The sequence below is a fragment of the Neobacillus camarae genome, from assembly GCF_054950115.1.
Window position 1 is genome coordinate 793,176 of sequence record NZ_JBUCKX010000001.1, and the last position, 16,288, is coordinate 809,463.

General features: G+C 41.7%; 17 protein-coding genes. 15 read left to right on the forward strand and 2 right to left on the reverse strand.

Going from position 1 to position 16,288, the window contains the following annotated elements; translation table 11 throughout:
* The first annotated feature begins 1 nt into the window (after position 1).
* On the forward strand, positions 2-1,030 hold the full coding sequence (locus tag ACY8D0_RS03870) for a SepM family pheromone-processing serine protease (protein WP_462409168.1): 1,029 nt from the start codon (positions 2-4) through the stop codon (positions 1,028-1,030).
* A gap of 10 nt (positions 1,031-1,040) precedes the next feature.
* On the opposite strand, the gene ACY8D0_RS03875 is transcribed toward ACY8D0_RS03870, so the two are convergent.
* Positions 1,041-2,264, reverse strand: coding sequence for a nucleotidyltransferase (locus tag ACY8D0_RS03875; RefSeq protein ID WP_462409169.1), 1,224 nt, complete (start codon positions 2,262-2,264; stop codon positions 1,041-1,043).
* Between the two features lie 237 nt (positions 2,265-2,501).
* Between ACY8D0_RS03875 and ACY8D0_RS03880 the strand changes: the two genes are divergently transcribed.
* The 4 genes from ACY8D0_RS03880 (at position 2,502) to ACY8D0_RS03895 (ending at position 4,829) form a co-directional block, all read left to right on the forward strand.
* Entirely contained in the window at positions 2,502-3,029 is a 528-nt protein-coding gene (locus ACY8D0_RS03880; protein WP_462409170.1) for a YceD family protein, read from the forward strand.
* 41 nt (positions 3,030-3,070) lie between these two features.
* Positions 3,071-3,244: a 50S ribosomal protein L32 gene (gene rpmF / locus ACY8D0_RS03885; RefSeq protein ID WP_007086250.1), complete on the forward strand. Its 174-nt coding sequence runs from the start codon at positions 3,071-3,073 to the stop codon at positions 3,242-3,244.
* Between the two features lie 99 nt (positions 3,245-3,343).
* Positions 3,344-4,105, forward strand: a complete 762-nt coding sequence (locus tag ACY8D0_RS03890; RefSeq protein ID WP_462409171.1) for an enoyl-CoA hydratase/isomerase family protein — start codon at positions 3,344-3,346, stop codon at positions 4,103-4,105.
* A gap of 91 nt (positions 4,106-4,196) precedes the next feature.
* Complete coding sequence (locus ACY8D0_RS03895; protein ID WP_462409172.1) at positions 4,197-4,829, forward strand: RsfA family transcriptional regulator; 633 nt, start codon at positions 4,197-4,199, stop codon at positions 4,827-4,829.
* Between the two features lie 132 nt (positions 4,830-4,961).
* Here the strand turns inward: ACY8D0_RS03895 and ACY8D0_RS03900 are convergent, their stop codons facing one another.
* Entirely contained in the window at positions 4,962-5,438 is a 477-nt protein-coding gene (locus ACY8D0_RS03900; RefSeq protein WP_462409173.1) for an N-acetyltransferase, read from the reverse strand.
* A 231-nt stretch (positions 5,439-5,669) separates the two neighbouring features.
* On the opposite strand from ACY8D0_RS03900, the gene ACY8D0_RS03905 reads away from it, so the two are divergent.
* The 10 genes from ACY8D0_RS03905 (at position 5,670) to ACY8D0_RS03950 (ending at position 16,203) form a co-directional block, all read left to right on the forward strand.
* Positions 5,670-7,007 (forward strand): acetyl-CoA carboxylase biotin carboxylase subunit, encoded by a 1,338-nt coding sequence (locus ACY8D0_RS03905; protein ID WP_462409174.1) that lies wholly within the window; start codon positions 5,670-5,672, stop codon positions 7,005-7,007.
* A gap of 11 nt (positions 7,008-7,018) precedes the next feature.
* Entirely contained in the window at positions 7,019-7,231 is a 213-nt protein-coding gene (locus ACY8D0_RS03910) for an acetyl-CoA carboxylase biotin carboxyl carrier protein subunit (RefSeq protein ID WP_462409175.1), read from the forward strand.
* 35 nt (positions 7,232-7,266) lie between these two features.
* Positions 7,267-8,796 carry an acyl-CoA carboxylase subunit beta gene (locus tag ACY8D0_RS03915; RefSeq protein WP_462409942.1) on the forward strand — a complete coding sequence of 510 codons (1,530 nt, stop codon included), beginning with the start codon at positions 7,267-7,269 and terminating at the stop codon, positions 8,794-8,796.
* A 139-nt stretch (positions 8,797-8,935) separates the two neighbouring features.
* Positions 8,936-9,841, forward strand: a complete 906-nt coding sequence (locus tag ACY8D0_RS03920) for a 2-dehydropantoate 2-reductase (protein ID WP_462409176.1) — start codon at positions 8,936-8,938, stop codon at positions 9,839-9,841.
* Entirely contained in the window at positions 9,838-10,227 is a 390-nt protein-coding gene (locus tag ACY8D0_RS03925; RefSeq protein WP_462409177.1) for a DUF3397 domain-containing protein, read from the forward strand. The genes ACY8D0_RS03920 and ACY8D0_RS03925 overlap by 4 nt, the downstream gene beginning before the upstream one ends.
* Before the next feature lie 95 nt (positions 10,228-10,322).
* Complete coding sequence (gene bshC, locus ACY8D0_RS03930; protein WP_462409178.1) at positions 10,323-11,957, forward strand: bacillithiol biosynthesis cysteine-adding enzyme BshC; 1,635 nt, start codon at positions 10,323-10,325, stop codon at positions 11,955-11,957.
* Between the two features lie 141 nt (positions 11,958-12,098).
* Entirely contained in the window at positions 12,099-12,530 is a 432-nt protein-coding gene (gene mraZ, locus ACY8D0_RS03935; RefSeq protein ID WP_462409179.1) for a division/cell wall cluster transcriptional repressor MraZ, read from the forward strand.
* 83 nt (positions 12,531-12,613) lie between these two features.
* A complete protein-coding gene (rsmH, locus tag ACY8D0_RS03940; protein WP_462409180.1) occupies positions 12,614-13,546 on the forward strand; it encodes a 16S rRNA (cytosine(1402)-N(4))-methyltransferase RsmH in 933 nt (310 codons plus the stop codon).
* Positions 13,547-13,618: 72 nt separating this feature from the next.
* Complete coding sequence (gene ftsL / locus ACY8D0_RS03945; RefSeq protein ID WP_462409181.1) at positions 13,619-13,975, forward strand: cell division protein FtsL; 357 nt, start codon at positions 13,619-13,621, stop codon at positions 13,973-13,975.
* Positions 13,972-16,203: a penicillin-binding protein gene (locus ACY8D0_RS03950; protein ID WP_462409182.1), complete on the forward strand. Its 2,232-nt coding sequence runs from the start codon at positions 13,972-13,974 to the stop codon at positions 16,201-16,203. Before ftsL ends, ACY8D0_RS03950 begins: the two co-directional genes overlap by 4 nt.
* Positions 16,204-16,288 lie beyond the last annotated feature (85 nt).

The window sequence follows — 16,288 nt, forward strand, 5'->3', positions numbered from 1 at the left end:
CTTGCGTAAAAAATTTTATTTTGCATCCTTCTTCATTATTGCCTTTCTATTAATAGGAGGAATGTACTTTTCCTTACCCTATTATGTTTCGAAACCAGGCATGGCCAAAGAGCTGGCTCCAATCATTAAGGTAGAAAATGGCTATAAAGAAAAAGGTAATTTTATGTTGACGACAGTCCGCATGGGAAGGGCTAATATTTACTCCTATGTGGAAGCAAAGATAAGAGACTATCGGGAAATTTACCCTGTAGAAGAAATTCTGAATCCTAAGGAAACAGAAGATGAGTATAACCTAAGACAATTGCACTTAATGGCTGCCTCCAAACAGAATGCCATTGAAACAGCCTATCGCAAGGCGGGGCTAGAGGTCAATTATAAATACAAAGGCATATACGTGATGCAGGTCATTCCAGATATGCCAGCTGCGGGAAAGCTTCAGGCGGGAGACAGGATATTTAAAGTGGACGGGTACCCATTTCCCTCCTCGACGGAATTTATTGATTATGTCGGTAAAAAACAAGCTGGAGACAAAATAACAGTCACTTATATAAGAAATAAAAAAGAAAAAACTGCCGAAATGTCCCTTCAAGCCTTTAAGGATGATCCTAACCGTGTGGGAATAGGCATTTCACTGGTGGACGATAAAGAAATCAATGTCGAACCGGAAGTGAAAGTTAATACGGAAGAGATTGGCGGGCCCTCAGCGGGGTTAATGTTTACTTTGGAAATTTACAATCAGTTAACAAAAGAGGACTATACAAAAGGCTATCAAATAGCGGGGACTGGGACAATCGATGTCGATGGAACCGTGGGGCCGATTGGCGGAATTGAACAAAAGATTGTCGCCGCTGATCAGGCGGGGGCGGAAATCTTTTTTGCCCCTAATGAAAAAGGCGCGAAGAATTCCAATTATAGGGCGGCGGTGAAGACAGCCCGTGACATTAAAACAAAAATGAAAATTATTCCGGTCGATACTTTTGATGACGCAATTGCTTACTTAGAGAAATTGCCTGACAAAAAGAAAAGCTGATGCCAGCGCATCAGCTTTTCTCGTTAATCATAATTGGCGGTTGGTCAAACTCCTGTTTTAACAAAACCTTTTTTTTATGTGCGGACACCCCAAGCACATAAGTCCGGGCCGCCCTTATATCAAGTGTAACTTCTTGGTTAGTCAAAGAGGATAGCTTTGCGATAAGGGGCAGGGCAAAATGTTTTTTCTGCTTGTTTAAATAATTTCTCCCAGCTCCGGTCATGCCAAGAAGACGCAGGTAGGATGCTTTTTCCTGGAGTCCCCAGATTTCGGATTTCTTGGTATTGGTCAAGATATGAACGCACAATCGCTGTAATCTTGTCCAAGTGTACCTTTTGGTTTTAATGGCTTGCATAAACTCCTCGAAACTATCAGAAACTAATGCCGCTTGTCTTAATCGATTTTCCAAGCCTTCTTCCGCTTCATATATATCATTTAATTCTTGCGGGCTAGCTTGAATTAAACGATATTGCAGCAATGGCCAGTAACTTTCCCATTGATGAAAAAGGCCATATCGTGATTGGTATTCTTCGAGAAGTTCCAGGGTTGCCGCGGGTATATATTGCTGAATCTTTCCACTATCGGATTGATCTTCAAAAATTGCTTTGCGGATACTAGTGGCACTGGCAATGGTGGCTGAAGAAAATTCAATGTCGTGGTAGTCGGCACTTTTCCTTGAAATCGTCAGTGGTTTTACATGGCTTTTTTGGTCCATAATGGACTTTATATACTGATATCCAAGAATATTATTCGGCTTTGACAAATCGATATAAGTACCAGAATGGGCCAATTGTTGAAAAGATAAGGCGGCTGCCTTTGGATAGCTGAATCCGGTATCCATCGCCTGCTTTATATGAGAATCGAAGAGAGATTGCTGTTCATTTAAGTAATTGATGGTTTGGTGAAAGCTGGAAAGTTCTCCACTTTCGCTTCCGAAACACATAAAGTCACAGCCTGCCGCATCTAACAGGGACACAGCCCCGTTTGCAAAGGTTTCCGCTTTCTGTACAGCAAATCGGTAAGGCAGCTCAAAAACCAGGTCGGCACCACCCTGCAGCGCCATTTTTGTCCGATACCATTTTGAAACTAGTGCAGGCTCGCCCCTTTGCAAGAAATTTCCGCTCATGACAGCAATCACAATATCCGCATTTGCAGCCTGTCTGGAAGCCTGCAAATGGTATGCGTGTCCATTATGAAATGGATTATATTCGACAATAACTCCAACAGCCTTCATTCATGTTCTCCTTTTGCCGTTTCCAATTTTTATTACCATTATAACAAAATTCTTTGACAACCAATCATGATTGGGGCAAAATGGAATGGATGTTTGTTCAAGTCCTTCATTGGAAAGACTAATAAGGAAATTCCTTTATGATTAATAATAAAATCTCATAAAGTGGTGTAAAGAAAAAACATTGACAAAAATATTATCGAAGGCTATAATTACCTTTGTTGCCTTGGGGTGATTCATTTGAAATGGACATTAAATCAATTACAAAAATACCGAAACAAGGAATTTCCGATTGATGAAACGGTAGGGATGGATGACATCAAAAACGACGATTCAACTATCCGGGAAGTCTCTCCTATGCATATTACTGGCCATGGAGACATTGATTCAGCAAAAGTAACCTTCCACTTGCAAATTGAGGGATATCTTGTCCTTCCTTGTTCTCGTACTTTAGTAGATGTAAAAGTTCCAATTAATGTCGAAACAACTGAAACATTCCTCCTGCAAGATTCTGTTTTTCAATCAGAAGAGGAAACCTATCGGGTAAAAGGTGAAGTAATTGATTTAACACCAATTATTCGTGAAATTCTATTACTCGAGGTTCCAATGCAAGTCTTTTGTGATGAAGTGGAATCGGAGGATGCTGCACCGCAATCCGGTAAGGATTGGGAAGTCATTTCCGAGGAAGCCCAGTCCAATAAGATTGATCCCAGACTAGCAGGACTTGCCAAGTTTTTTGACGAAAACAAATCTTCTTCCGAATCATAACGGAAATTAGAAGCTTTATACTCTTTAAGGAGGTGTTTGATGTGGCTGTACCTTTTAGAAGAACTTCTAAAACTGCGAAAAGAAAGCGTCGTACTCATTTTAAATTAAATGTTCCTGGTATGGTAGCATGCCCAAACTGTGGTGAAATGAAATTGGCTCACCGCGTATGTAAAGCATGTGGAACTTACAAAGGAAAAGAAGTTGTTAACGACTAATTTCAACTTGACTTAAAAAGCACAAGGAGCGAAAATGCCCTTGTGCTTTTGTCGTTTTACCATATACATATACAAGTTTTCCAAGGAGGGCGAAGAGGATTGTCCTATCAAATCGAAAAACGAGGCAAGGGCTATTTATTATTTTCGATTGCTCGAAATGAAAAAAGAAATGCCATTAATTATGAGGTAATGGAAGGATTATCGAAGGCGATTCAACTTGCAGGAGAAAGTGATGTTAAGGCACTCGTTGTTACGGGGGAAGGGGAAAAGGCGTTTTGTTCAGGAGGAGATTTGTCTATTTTCCATTTATTGCATACCCAAGAGGATGCGTATCCCATGCTGGCTAAAATGGCGGATATTCTATATTCTCTAGCGACACTACCTGTACCGACTGTCGCTCTGATTAATGGAACCGCTCTTGGAGGAGGCATGGAACTTTCTTGTGCATGCGATTTTCGAGTTGCCAGAAAAGGAATAATGGCTGGTTTTGTCCAAGGCAGGCAAGCGATCACAACCGGATGGGGCGGGGGAACGCTTCTGTCTGAAAAGTTTCCTCACACTGTTGCCATGAAAATACTGATGGAAGCGGAACTGCAACCGGCAGAATTCTTTTACAAAACAGGCATTTTCAATGAATTATATGAACAGAACCCGCTTGACGCCTGCGAAAGTTTCTTAGAAAAACTACTTCTTACAGATCATGCTGTGCTGGAGGCCTATAAAAAAATCTGGATACAAAAATGGGAGGAAACAAATCTGCGCAGCAGAATGGAAGGGGAAGCAAAGAATTGTTCACGGTTATGGGAGAGTGAAGCCCACCATAACCATGTAAGGGCCTTTCTCAACAAACAAATGAATTAAAATAAAGATTAAAACACTACTTTTGTTTAAGTCTATCTTTTCTAGTAGATGCATATGTATGATAAAAACACTACTAGGAGGGAATGTTCCTATGTCGCCAACCCGACAAGATGCTTGGTCGCAAGACGAGGATTTGTTACTCGCAGAGGTAGTTTTACGGCATATCCGTGAAGGCGGAACCCAGTTGCAAGCATTTGAGGAAGTGGGTAAACAACTGTCGCGAACTGCTGCCGCCTGCGGATTTCGCTGGAATTCCTTTGTCAGGAAACAATATAAATCAGGAATTGAGCTGGCAAAAAAGCAACGAAAAGAATTGAAAAAACAAGTGGTTTCAAGCTCCGTGCCTCCAGCACCCGATACAGGTGAATCCCCAATGGAAGAGAACCAGTCAAATGGCAGTCAAACTGGTATAAGTCTAACCTATTCTGAGGTCATCCATTTCTTAGAAGAACTTCAAAAGAAAGCGGAAGAAACAGTGAAAGCAGAGGATGAAAAAAACATAGCCCTTGAAAAAGTAAAAGAATTAGAAAAGAAAACTTACTATTTAGCGGCAGAAAATGAAAGACTCACTAAAAATTTAAAGGCTATGGAAGAGGATTATCGGTCGTTAATGGAAATTATGGAACGGGCAAGAAAAATGGTTGTGTTGCAAGATGAGGACCGACAAAAGAAAGTCAAATTCCAGATGGACAAAAATGGCAACCTCGAAAGGGTAGAAAAATAGTATCAAGTAGAAAGGGCGGATTGGTCATCTTTAGATCAATAAAAAAGCTGCTTTTTAATGCGCTTCGCTTTTTTGGTCTGCCATTAATGAATGCAAAAAGCGCCTGGAGCACTAACGCCAGGCGCTCTAAGTTTATTGATGTTTCTGTCCTTCCACACCTTCAGGATACCAGACAAGCGGATTTTCGCCACGGTCCCGTTCCATGTCATAGTTGACACTGGAAAACCCCATTTTCCCCCAGAAATCCCGTGATTGCATTCTTGGGTTTGTTTTGATGGGAAAACCGAAACTTTTGGCAAAGTCGACTAACTGGCTGCCATATCCCCTACCTTGATATTCTGGCAATACTTCAAGTTTCCATAATTCCATGTAATTCTGTGGAGGATAAAAGTACCGGTCAAATTTAGCATCAATTTGATACAAACTCATGCGAGCCACTAATTTATCCCCAAAATAAATACCATAAAACGGCGACTCACTATCATTATCCACTATATTGGCTTCTAAATCCTCGAGCATTGAAAGCTCCTGAAGTCCATATTCTTTAAATTTTTTGAACTCCTCCAGGGTTTTAAAATTGATTTTTAATTTCTCCACCTTTGTCCCCATTAGTCGGCCTCCTGGCATATTGAAATCAGTATATATCCAAAAAAATTTGAATAACATGAAGTGAGTAATGAATGGATTTGTTTCATTTGCTATTAAGCTCATTATATAACAAATTGACAAAAAATTCTCCCAATAATCAAAGGAAGCGTTTTCAAAGTATAGCAGGAGAACATCATTTTAATGTAGAAACATAATATTTGGGAGTGAAATGCAGGAGAAAGGGGTAATGGTGTGGAGCGAATCTTAATTGCTAATCGGGGAGAGATTGCCTTAAGGATTATAAGAACCTGTCGGGAGATGGGGATCGAAACAGTGGCTATTTACTCGGATGCAGATAAAGAGATGCCATTTGTCAAACAAGCGGATAAGGCTGTCCGTGTTGGCGAACCGCCAGTCCAAAGATCCTATCTGCAGGCCGAAAAAATTATCAGCATTGCAAAACAAGAAAAAGTGGATGCCATTCATCCTGGTTATGGATTTTTATCGGAAAATGCCGAGTTTGCCCAACAGGTGATGGATTCAGGTATTGCCTATATCGGACCAAAGCCCGAAACCATCGAATTGATGGGAAGTAAAATTGCCGCACGCCAAACGATGGAAGATGCCGGCGTTCCTGTTGTGCCGGGGAGCAGTTGCGGATTAAAAACATTAGAGGAAGCATGCGGACTAGCAGAAGAAATTGGATACCCGGTCATGCTCAAAGCAAGCGGCGGGGGCGGTGGCATCGGAATGGTGCTATGTGACAATGAACAAGCGCTTGTTAAGTCTTATGCTTCAACGAAAGCAAGGGCCCTATCCTATTTTGGGTCAGAAGAGGTGTTTATCGAAAAATACATTGGCAATGCAAGACATATTGAAGTGCAAATTTTTGGTGATAGCCACGGCAATATCATTCATCTATTTGAGCGGGATTGCTCGATTCAAAGAAGGCATCAAAAAGTGGTGGAAGAGTCCCCCTCACCGTTTTTGTCACGGAATGTGAAACAAAAAATGTTTGAAACCGCTGTGATAGCCGCAAGGGCAGTCAACTACACCAATGCCGGGACCATCGAATTTATCGTGGATGGCCAGGAAAATTTTTACTTTCTGGAGATGAACACTAGGCTGCAGGTCGAACACCCAGTAACCGAAATGATAACCGGGCTGGATTTGGTAAAATGGCAAATTCTTGTTGCCCAAGGCAAGCCGTTACCGCTTCTCCAATCAGAAATCGTGTCTTCAGGACATGCGATCGAATTTCGTCTTTATGCGGAAGACCCTGTACGGTTTCTGCCTTCACCTGGAAAAATTACCACGTTAAACTGGATGGCAGAAGACGGGGTACGTATTGACAATGGGTATGACGAAGGCGGAGTGGTCACCCCTTTTTATGACCCGATGATTGCCAAATGTGTTTTTTACGGTGGAACACGTAAAGCAGCATTGGCCAGGGCCGGAGGATTTTTTCAAAGTCTTCAAATTGAAGGCATAAAAACGAATGCCCCTCTATTTGAAGCCATTTTGTCTGACAGTGAGTTTCAAAATGGGAATTATACAACACACTTTCTTCAGAAAAAATTAGTGAACTAGGAGTGAGAGAAATGAAAGAAATTACCGCTACCATGGCAGGTACCGTATTAAATATTTTTGCGGCAGTAGGAGACGTGGTTAGACCCGGGCAAGAAGTTTTGATGCTGGAATCAATGAAAATGGAAATACCAATAGAGAGTGAGACAGAGGGGACAGTAAAGGAAATGCGGGTGAACGTTGGCGATTTTGTCAACGAAGGCGATTGTCTGATTGTGCTAGTTTGATATTTTGGAAAGGAGGGTCTTCCTTGGCAGATGATATGACGTTAATCAATCAATTAAATGATTACAGAAAGAGAATTAATGCAGGCGGCCATCCGAAATACCATGAGAAAGCAAAAGAGCAAAATAAGCTATTTGTCCGCGAACGGCTTGCTTTATTGTTTGATGAGGGAAAATATGAGGAGGATGGGAAGTTTGCCAATTTCTCAGCCGGTGACCTCCCAGCGGATGGTGTCGTAACAGCCATTGGCAAGGTAAATGGCCAGACCGTTTGTGTGATGGCTAATGATTCGACCATTAAAGCGGGATCATGGGGTGCGAGAACGGTGGAAAAAATTATCCGCATCCAAGAAACCGCGGGAAAATTGAAGGTCCCGTTATTTTATCTCGTGGATTCGGCAGGAGCAAGGATTACTGACCAACTGGAAATGTTTCCAAACAGGCGTGGGGCCGGTAGGATCTTCTATAACCAAGTGAAACTTTCCGGAATGATTCCGCAGGTATGCCTGTTATTCGGTCCTTCTGCTGCTGGTGGTGCCTACATCCCGGCCTTTTGTGATATTGTGATTATGGTGGACAAAAATGCCTCCATGTATTTGGGTTCGCCTCGCATGGCCGAAAAAGTAATTGGTGAAAAGGTAACCCTTGAGGAAATGGGCGGTGCCCGGATGCATTGTACGATAAGTGGTTGTGGAGATGTACTCGCCAGCAGTGAACCAGAAGCCATTGAATCTGCAAAAAAATATATCAGTTATTTCCCTGCCAGTTTTAAAGAAAAGCCTGGAATCATAGCAGGAAAGGATGCCAAACCGAAGCGCAGGCTGGAGGAAATTATTCCAGAGAATCAAAACGCACCGTTTGATATGTATGAGTGTATCGACAATTTGGTGGACCAAGACAGCTTTTATGAAATCAAAAAACTCTTTGCTTCAGAAATCATTACTGGTCTCGCAAGGATGGACGGAAGAGCCGTAGGAATTATTGCGAATCAGCCAAGGGTAAAAGGCGGTGTCTTGTTTGTTGACTCCTCTGATAAAGCGGCAAGATTTATCCAGCTTTGCGATGCGTTTCATATACCGCTGCTCTTCTTGGCTGATGTGCCGGGATTTATGATTGGAACCAAGGTTGAGCGTGCCGGGATTATTCGGCACGGAGCCAAACTAATCGCCGCGATGAGTTCAGCTACCGTTCCAAAAATTTCTGTTATTATTCGAAAAGCATATGGTGCAGGCCTTTATGCCATGGCAGGTCCAGCATTTGAGCCTGACTGCTGTATCGCCCTGCCGACGGCCCAAATAGCCGTCATGGGACCAGAAGCGGCCGTTAACGCCGTCTATTCCAATAAAATTAACGAAATAACCGACCCCAAGGAAAGAATGGCCTTTGTTCAAACTAGGCAAAAAGAGTACAAGGAACATATTGATATCTATAAATTAGCATCTGAATTAATCATCGATGAGATTGCCGCCCCCTCCGAATTGAGAGAGGTACTAATCCACCGATTTGCTGTTTATGAAACAAAAGAAATGCACTTCAGTGTGCGAAAACATCCGGTATATCCGGTATAGTTTGATCTCGGGGGGCTGTCAGTTAAGGCAGCCTCTACTATTTATCCTAGTCTCTTTAGCACCGAACATAAAATCCTTATAACAGAAACGGGTCTTTTCTGATAAAATAGGAATAACAAACTAAAAGAAGGGGTTATCAATGAAGGTTGGAATTATTGGTGCAGGTTCCATTGGACTATTATTTGCCTCCTATCTTTGTAAGGAATTTGAGGTAACCCTCTATACAAGAACAAAAGAGCAAGCTGCGGAAATTAACCAAAATGGAGTATGTGCTAAAAAAGGTTCAGAACAGATCACCGGTGAGCCCCTGGCCAGGATGGCAGCAGAGTGGGAGGCTTCCGAACAACTTACGATTATTACAGTAAAACAATATCAGCTTCAGCCAATAATTGAAAAAATTCGCAAATTCACAGATCGGCCAAGTAATCTATTATTTTTACAAAATGGCATGGGGCACATAGAGCAGCTGCAACTGATTCAGGGCCATAATCTTTTTGTCGGAACGGTTGAACACGGGGCCATGAGAGAGGGCATGAATACGGTCCGCCATAATGGGGAAGGAGTAACAAATGTGGCAGTATTTAAAGGCAGTCCTGAGACACTGAACGAATTTTCGTCAGCGGTTCCAGAAGGGTTTCCTGTCATTTTTCAAGACGATTTTTACGAGATGCTCGTAAATAAATTAGTGGTCAATGCCGTTATAAATCCATTAACCGCAGTCCTGAAGATAACAAATGGCCAGTTGTTATCCAATCCATTCTATCTGCAAAACGTATCAAAGCTTAATTCCGAAATTTGTTCTATTTTAAAAATTGTTCATATGGATGCCCAACTGAAGAAAGTCCTTGGCGTATGTAAGAATACCGCCACTAACCGTTCTTCAATGCTGAAAGACCTAGAGTCCGGTCGAAAGACGGAGGTAGATGCTATACTTGGTTACTTACTGAGAGAAGCTGCAAAGGAAGAGAAGTCAGCACCGCTATTGGAATCCTTTTATTGGATAATTCAAGGAAAAGAACTGGATGGAAGGGAAGCGAATCGATGAGTGCCTTTCTTGCCGCCATTTTATCCGTCCTATTCACCATGCCTTTTTTGGGGTTTTTCCTTGTTCTGTTTATCTTTCAATTGGCCACGAAGAATATTCGTAAATCCATACATAAGGCCCTTGATTACTCGACCATTCTATTTATTATCGCTGTTTATTTTTTAATGGAGACCATCTGGCACCGGTCATTTACTTGGTTGATTTTCCTCATTATGATTGTGACTGCCATGGTTTTGGTCATAATGAACTGGAAGGTTAAGCAAGAAATAACCTTCAAACGAGTATGGAAAGGTTTCTGGCGCTTTAATTTTATATTATTTTTTACTGCCTATATTGCTTTAACTGTATTTGGATTAATCTATCGTGCACTCGTATTTGCATTATGATGGAAAATTTGAAGCAAAAATTTTTTTTGAAACGGGCAGGAGATGGTATACTCTTTAAAAGAATGAATTTGTTTAATCAGAAAGGGAGTACATAAATGGAGATTTTCAATCTCTCGGTTCCGGCAACCAATCGGTTTGCTTCGAAATATTTAGAACAATCAGCTGAAATATTGCCATTTTTCCATTACCGTCTGAACGATATAACTGAAGACACAAAACGCTTGGCTGAACTCAAGGCTAGAAAATTCCCTAGGCAAGAGGTTGCAGCGCATATAGAGGAATTTATGGAAGGGCTGCCGACTTCCAATGCGGTCAAAAAATCACAGGATAAACTAAGGGAAGAAAACAGTGTGGTTGTCATTGGAGGACAACAGGCAGGAATTTTAACTGGTCCGCTTTATTCGATACATAAAGTCATTTCCATTATTAAATTGGCCGAACAAAAGGAAAGACAGCTTGGAGTGCCCGTGGTTCCTGTCTTTTGGATAGCAGGGGAAGACCACGACTTTCAAGAAGTCAACCACGTGTACGTGCCAGTTGAAGGGAAAGCGGATAAGTGGACCTACCCGGAAAGAGTAATTCAGAAGAAAATGGTATCCGATATTTCAATAAACCAAGAAGTGTGTTGGGAATGGGTTGAAAACTTAATCGGGAATTTTGGTGAAACAAACCATACCAATAAACTGAGGGATTTTGCCAAGAACATCATTCATCAGTCCACCACCTTTGTGGAGTTTTTTGCTCATTTGACCATGGAATTATTTAAGGACTATGGGCTGCTGCTGGTGGACTCCGGTAACTTCCGTTTTCGCCAACTGCAGAAGGAATTTCTTTCTGAACAAATTAGTGCCCATGAGCAGATTACTTCCTCCTTATTGGAACAGCAAAAGCAAATTGCTGGAAAAGGCTTTTCTTTAACCATTGATGCGAATGAACGGGCGGCCAATTTATTTTATTATGACCAGGCAAAAGGTGAACGGATTTTACTGGAATTTGATCATGAATCGCACCGATTTGTGGGGAAAAGTGGGAAAGTTTCGTTAACAAAAGAGCAGTTGCTGGAGCTTGCTAAGGAAAAACCTGAATTTTTAAGCAATAATGTGGTGACCAGGCCCTTAATGCAGGAATGGTTGTTTCCGACTCTTGCCTTTATTGCCGGGCCGGGTGAAATCGCTTATTGGGCTGAATTAAAACTAGTATTTGAACTCTTTCATATTAAACTGCCGCCGATTGTTCCGCGGTTGAATATCACATTTTTAGATCGTGCCATTGAAACTCTCGTCAACGAGCTGAATCTGGACTTATCGTCTGTGCTGCAAACCGGAACACAAAAGGGCAAAGAAGAATTTCTTGATATGATTAAAGACAAAGAGTTGGAAGGTTTGTTTGCCGGTGTAAAAGAGCAATTGGCCAATCAGTACCAGCTTATAGAAGCAAAAACACTCGAGATAGATAAAGGGTTGCATAGTCTGCTAAAAAAGAATGAACAATATTTACTTAAGGAAATAGGTTTTATGCAGGCAAAACTAGAAGATTCAATCAGACGTAGACACGATGTTATTTTAAATAAATTTACCCGGGTCGATTTGGCGCTGCGACCAGATAACAACCCTCAAGAGCGGGTTTGGAACCTGTTTTATTATCTGAATCTGTACGGATTAAATTTTATAAACGAACTTATGATGCTTCCATTTGAATTCGACGGGTATCATAAGGTTGTAAAAATCTAAAGGATGACTAAATGTCGTCCTTTTTTTATTTTCTTTGCCCTTTTAAGAGGATTTTTTAATTTTTAGACGAATAGTTAAAAAATAAGTGGTGGAAAGTGGGGGAATGTGGTACATTTTTAATAGAAAGTGGGGGTAGTGGGTATGTTCATGGGTGAATACCATCACAGCATTGATATTAAAGGCCGAATTATTGTGCCCTCCAAATTCCGTGAAGACTTAGGTGACACCTTTGTATTAACAAGGGGTTTGGATCAATGTTTATTTGGTTACCCATTATCAGAGTGGAAAGAGATTGAACAGAAATTAAAGGCTTTACCTCTGACAAAGAAGGATGCCCGTGCCTTTACCCGTTTCTTCTTTTCCGGTGCAACAGAGAGTGAACTTGATAAACAAGGAAGAGTGAACATTCCAGCGCCACTGATGCAATATGCCAAGCTGGAAAAAGAATGTGTTGTGTTAGGTGTTTCTAATCGTATCGAAATATGGAGCAAGTCAATATGGGAAGACTATTTTTCACAATCTGAGGATTCCTTTGCAGAAATTGCAGAAAATATGATTGGTTTTGATATTTAATGGTTAAATTATGTTAATATATTTTCTGCGGTGTGAAAATTAGCACCCCGATATTCGTTGCGATTGGAAAAGGTGGTAAGTTAATGTTTGAACATACAACTGTGCTATTAGAGGAAGCTGTAGATGGATTAGCCATAAAACCAGATGGGATTTATGTGGACTGTACCTTGGGAGGTGCAGGGCACAGTTCCCGTATCCTTACGAGGCTTGGGGACAAAGGGAAACTATTTGCTTTTGACCAGGACGAAACAGCCATAGCACATGCAAAAGAAAAATTATCGCAGTACAAAGATCGTTTAACGATCATTAAGAGTAACTTTCTATTCTTGACGGAGGAGCTTAACAAACTAGGAATTACCCAAGTAGATGGAATTCTCTATGATCTTGGCGTATCTTCCCCACAGCTTGATACCCCTGAACGAGGTTTTAGCTACCATCATGATGCCCCGTTGGATATGCGAATGGATAAGGAAGCGTCCTTATCTGCTTATGAGGTTATTAACGAGTGGTCATATGAACAGTTAGTTCGCATCTTTTTTAGGTATGGTGAAGAAAAGTTCTCCAAACAAATTGCCCGGAGAATTGAAACGATTCGTCAGGAAAAACCGATTGAATCAACCGCACAGCTGGTGGATATTATTAAGGAAGCAATACCAGCTCCGGCGAGAAGGAAAGGCGGACACCCCGCGAAACGGATTTTCCAAGCTGTAAGAATTGCTGTAAATGATGAATTGGCTGTTTTTGAAAAATCATTAAATCAAGCCATTCAATTGTTGAAACCAGGGGGGAGAATCAGCGTCATTACCTTTCACTCCCTAGAGGATAGAATTTGTAAAGCTGCTTTTAAAAGCGCCAGTGAAACGCCCGATCTGCCTCATGGCTTGCCGGTCATTCCGGATGAGTATAAGCCAATTTTAAAACTGGTCACCCGAAAACCTATAGTTCCTTCGGAAGTCGAATTGGAAAATAATAATCGTGCCCGTTCTGCAAAACTGAGAATTGCTGAGAAAATATAAGAGGCAAAGTGCCTTGCTTGGCGCTTTCGCCTGACTAATTTTATAGAAATTGTATAAGACGGAGGGGAAAGAATGAGTAATCTTGCCAGGGAATTGCAACAGAGAGTGACGACGCAAAAGACTGAAAAACAGCATCAAATCAAAATAAGAAAATCCTGGCTTACTCCGGGAGAAAAGATTATTGGAGTGGCCTTTGCCGGGCTGGTTTGTTTTGGAGGGGTAATGATTATTTCCACCCAAGCCAAAATTTATGAGGTAAATAAAGGGATACAAACCGTTGAGGCCAAAGTAAAGGAACAACAGAAGGTCAATAGTGATTTGCAAGTTCAAGTGAGTGAATTAAGTACCTATGAGCGAATTTACCAGAAAGCCAAAGAAATGGGTCTTGTCCTAAACGAAAATAACGTCAAGGTTGTGCAGGAGAAATGAACAAGAAACAGCCCTATATGAATGCAGGAGCAGCCATATTATTTGCGATATTCGGCCTGCTCTTTTTTGTATTACTCGTCAGATATTTTACCATTCAAATCACCGGGGAAGTCAAAGGGCAGCCTTTGGCAGCCAAAGCGGAACAAAAATATATCCGAAAAGATGTCCTGCCGGCATCAAGAGGGATTATCTATGACAAGAATGGTGAAGTAATCGCCGAGGATACCTCGTCATACAAATTGGTTGCCATATTGGATAAGAAGATGACAACTGACCCGAAAAATCCGAAGCACGTGACCAACCCGAGTAAAACGGCAAAAGAACTGGCCAAATATATTGATATGGATGAATCCGAGATTTATAGCACCTTATCGAAAAAGGGAAAATTCCAAGTGGAGTTTGGAAAAGCTGGCCGGGATCTCACTCAGGAAACAAAGACAAAAATTGAGTCGCTGAAACTGCCGGGAATCACATTTATACGTGATTCGAAACGCTTTTACCCTAATGGCGTTTTCGCCTCCCATGTAGTGGGGTACGCCGACAAAGTGGAGCAAAAAGATGGAACCTATAAAACGATAGGAAAAATGGGAATTGAGCAATCGCTGAATGACAATTTGACAGGGAAGAATGGAAAGATTAATTACGAAAGTGATTTTTGGGGATACATCCTTCCTGACGGGAAAGAAAAAGTGACAGCGGCTCAAAATGGGAACGATGTTTATTTAACGATTGACCAAAAGATTCAAACCTTTTTGGAAGATGCCATGACCAACGTGGAAAAAGAATATAAGCCGAAGAAAATTATTGCCATCGTTGCCGATCCGAAAACCGGTAATATTTTGGCGATGGGACAACGGCCGTCGTTCAATCCAAAAACAAAGGAAGGGATTGAGGATAGCTGGCACAATGAAGCCATCGAAACATCCTATGAACCGGGTTCGACCATGAAAATATTCACTTTGGCTGCGGCGGTGCAAGAGGGTGTTTTTGATCCTAATGAGACCTATCAATCAGGGTCTTATCGGGTAACCGACAAGGATCGCCCAATTCATGACCATAACGGTTCCGGGTGGGGAACGATTACCTATTTGGAAGGTGTTCAGCGCTCTTCCAATGTTGCGTTTGCTAAAATTGCTAATGAAAAACTGGGATTTGATAGATTCAGAGACTATTTAACCAAGTTTGGTTTTGACAAACCGACCGGGATTGAATTGCCAAATGAAACAACCGGCAAAATCCAATATACCTATCCAAGTGAGAAAATTACCACGGCATATGGACAAGGTACGGCTATTACAGCCATTCAGCAAATCCAAGCGGCCACGGCTATAGCAAATGACGGAAAAATGTTACAGCCGCATATCATCCAGAAGATTGTTAATCATGATACAAAAGAAACCATTCAAGAGACTTCTCCGGAAGTGGCTGGGACACCAATATCGGCACAAACCGCCGCAAAAGTGAGGGATTACCTGGAAACTGTTGTTACCTCACCTAACGGAACTGGCGGCAGATATAAACTGGACGGTTATAGTGTCGCGGGGAAAACCGGTACAGCCAACATACCAGGACCTGGAGGATATTTAAAAGGGGTCAATAATTATATGTTTTCGTTTTTAGGAATGGCGCCTAAAGACGATCCGAAATTAATCGTCTACGTGGCAGTACAGCAGCCTGACTTGCAAGGGGACGAAGCGGGGCAAGGGGCAATACCGGTTTCTGCCATCTTTAACCCGGTGATGCAAAACAGCCTTCACTATTTAAATATTCAACCATCTGAGGTTGAAAAGGCAACCGTCAATAAACTGCCTGATTTAACGGGGAAATCTGTTGCAGAGGTTGAAAAACAGCTAAAAGATCAAGGGTTCGATGCCATTTTACTTGGTAATGGGTCCAAGGTTTCAGGTCAGCTCCCTGAAGCAGGGACGACCATTTTAGAAGGGGAAAAAGTGATATTAAAGACCGATGGTGATTTAACGGCGCCAGATATGACAGGATGGTCCCTAAGGGATGTCATGAAAGTAGCCAATCTTTCGGGCTTGAAATTAAGTTCCAAAGGCAAGGGTTATGTGGCTCAGCAGAGCATCAAACCAAAAGAGCCGCTAAAAGAAGGGGATTATTTAATTGTCGATTTAAAAACCCCTGAAGAACAATGGAATGACCAGCAAAATGCTAAGGAAAATGACGAAACGACAGCAGATGAAACTGAAGAGAAGGTACAGGATTAAATGGGAAAAGGCTGACTTTTAAAAGTCGGTCTTTTTCTTTGGCTTCCAACTTACCGGGTACGTTCTAAATTGCTAATGTACAAGC

Excerpts from the sequence above, each read along its gene's own strand:
- ACY8D0_RS03950 (WP_462409182.1), top strand. The coding sequence starts at position 13,972 with ATGAACAAGAAACAGCCCTATATGAATGCAGGAGCAGCCATATTATTT.
- ftsL (WP_462409181.1), top strand. The coding sequence starts at position 13,619 with ATGAGTAATCTTGCCAGGGAATTGCAACAGAGAGTGACGACGCAAAAG.
- ACY8D0_RS03915 (WP_462409942.1), top strand. The coding sequence starts at position 7,267 with ATGACGTTAATCAATCAATTAAATGATTACAGAAAGAGAATTAATGCA.
- mraZ (WP_462409179.1), top strand. The coding sequence starts at position 12,099 with ATGTTCATGGGTGAATACCATCACAGCATTGATATTAAAGGCCGAATT.
- bshC (WP_462409178.1), top strand. The coding sequence starts at position 10,323 with ATGGAGATTTTCAATCTCTCGGTTCCGGCAACCAATCGGTTTGCTTCG.
- ACY8D0_RS03910 (WP_462409175.1), top strand. The coding sequence starts at position 7,019 with ATGAAAGAAATTACCGCTACCATGGCAGGTACCGTATTAAATATTTTT.
- ACY8D0_RS03875 (WP_462409169.1), bottom strand. The coding sequence starts at position 2,264 with ATGAAGGCTGTTGGAGTTATTGTCGAATATAATCCATTTCATAATGGA.
- ACY8D0_RS03900 (WP_462409173.1), bottom strand. The coding sequence starts at position 5,438 with ATGGGGACAAAGGTGGAGAAATTAAAAATCAATTTTAAAACCCTGGAG.
- ACY8D0_RS03920 (WP_462409176.1), top strand. The coding sequence starts at position 8,936 with ATGAAGGTTGGAATTATTGGTGCAGGTTCCATTGGACTATTATTTGCC.
- ACY8D0_RS03895 (WP_462409172.1), top strand. The coding sequence starts at position 4,197 with ATGTCGCCAACCCGACAAGATGCTTGGTCGCAAGACGAGGATTTGTTA.
- rsmH (WP_462409180.1), top strand. The coding sequence starts at position 12,614 with ATGTTTGAACATACAACTGTGCTATTAGAGGAAGCTGTAGATGGATTA.
- ACY8D0_RS03925 (WP_462409177.1), top strand. The coding sequence starts at position 9,838 with ATGAGTGCCTTTCTTGCCGCCATTTTATCCGTCCTATTCACCATGCCT.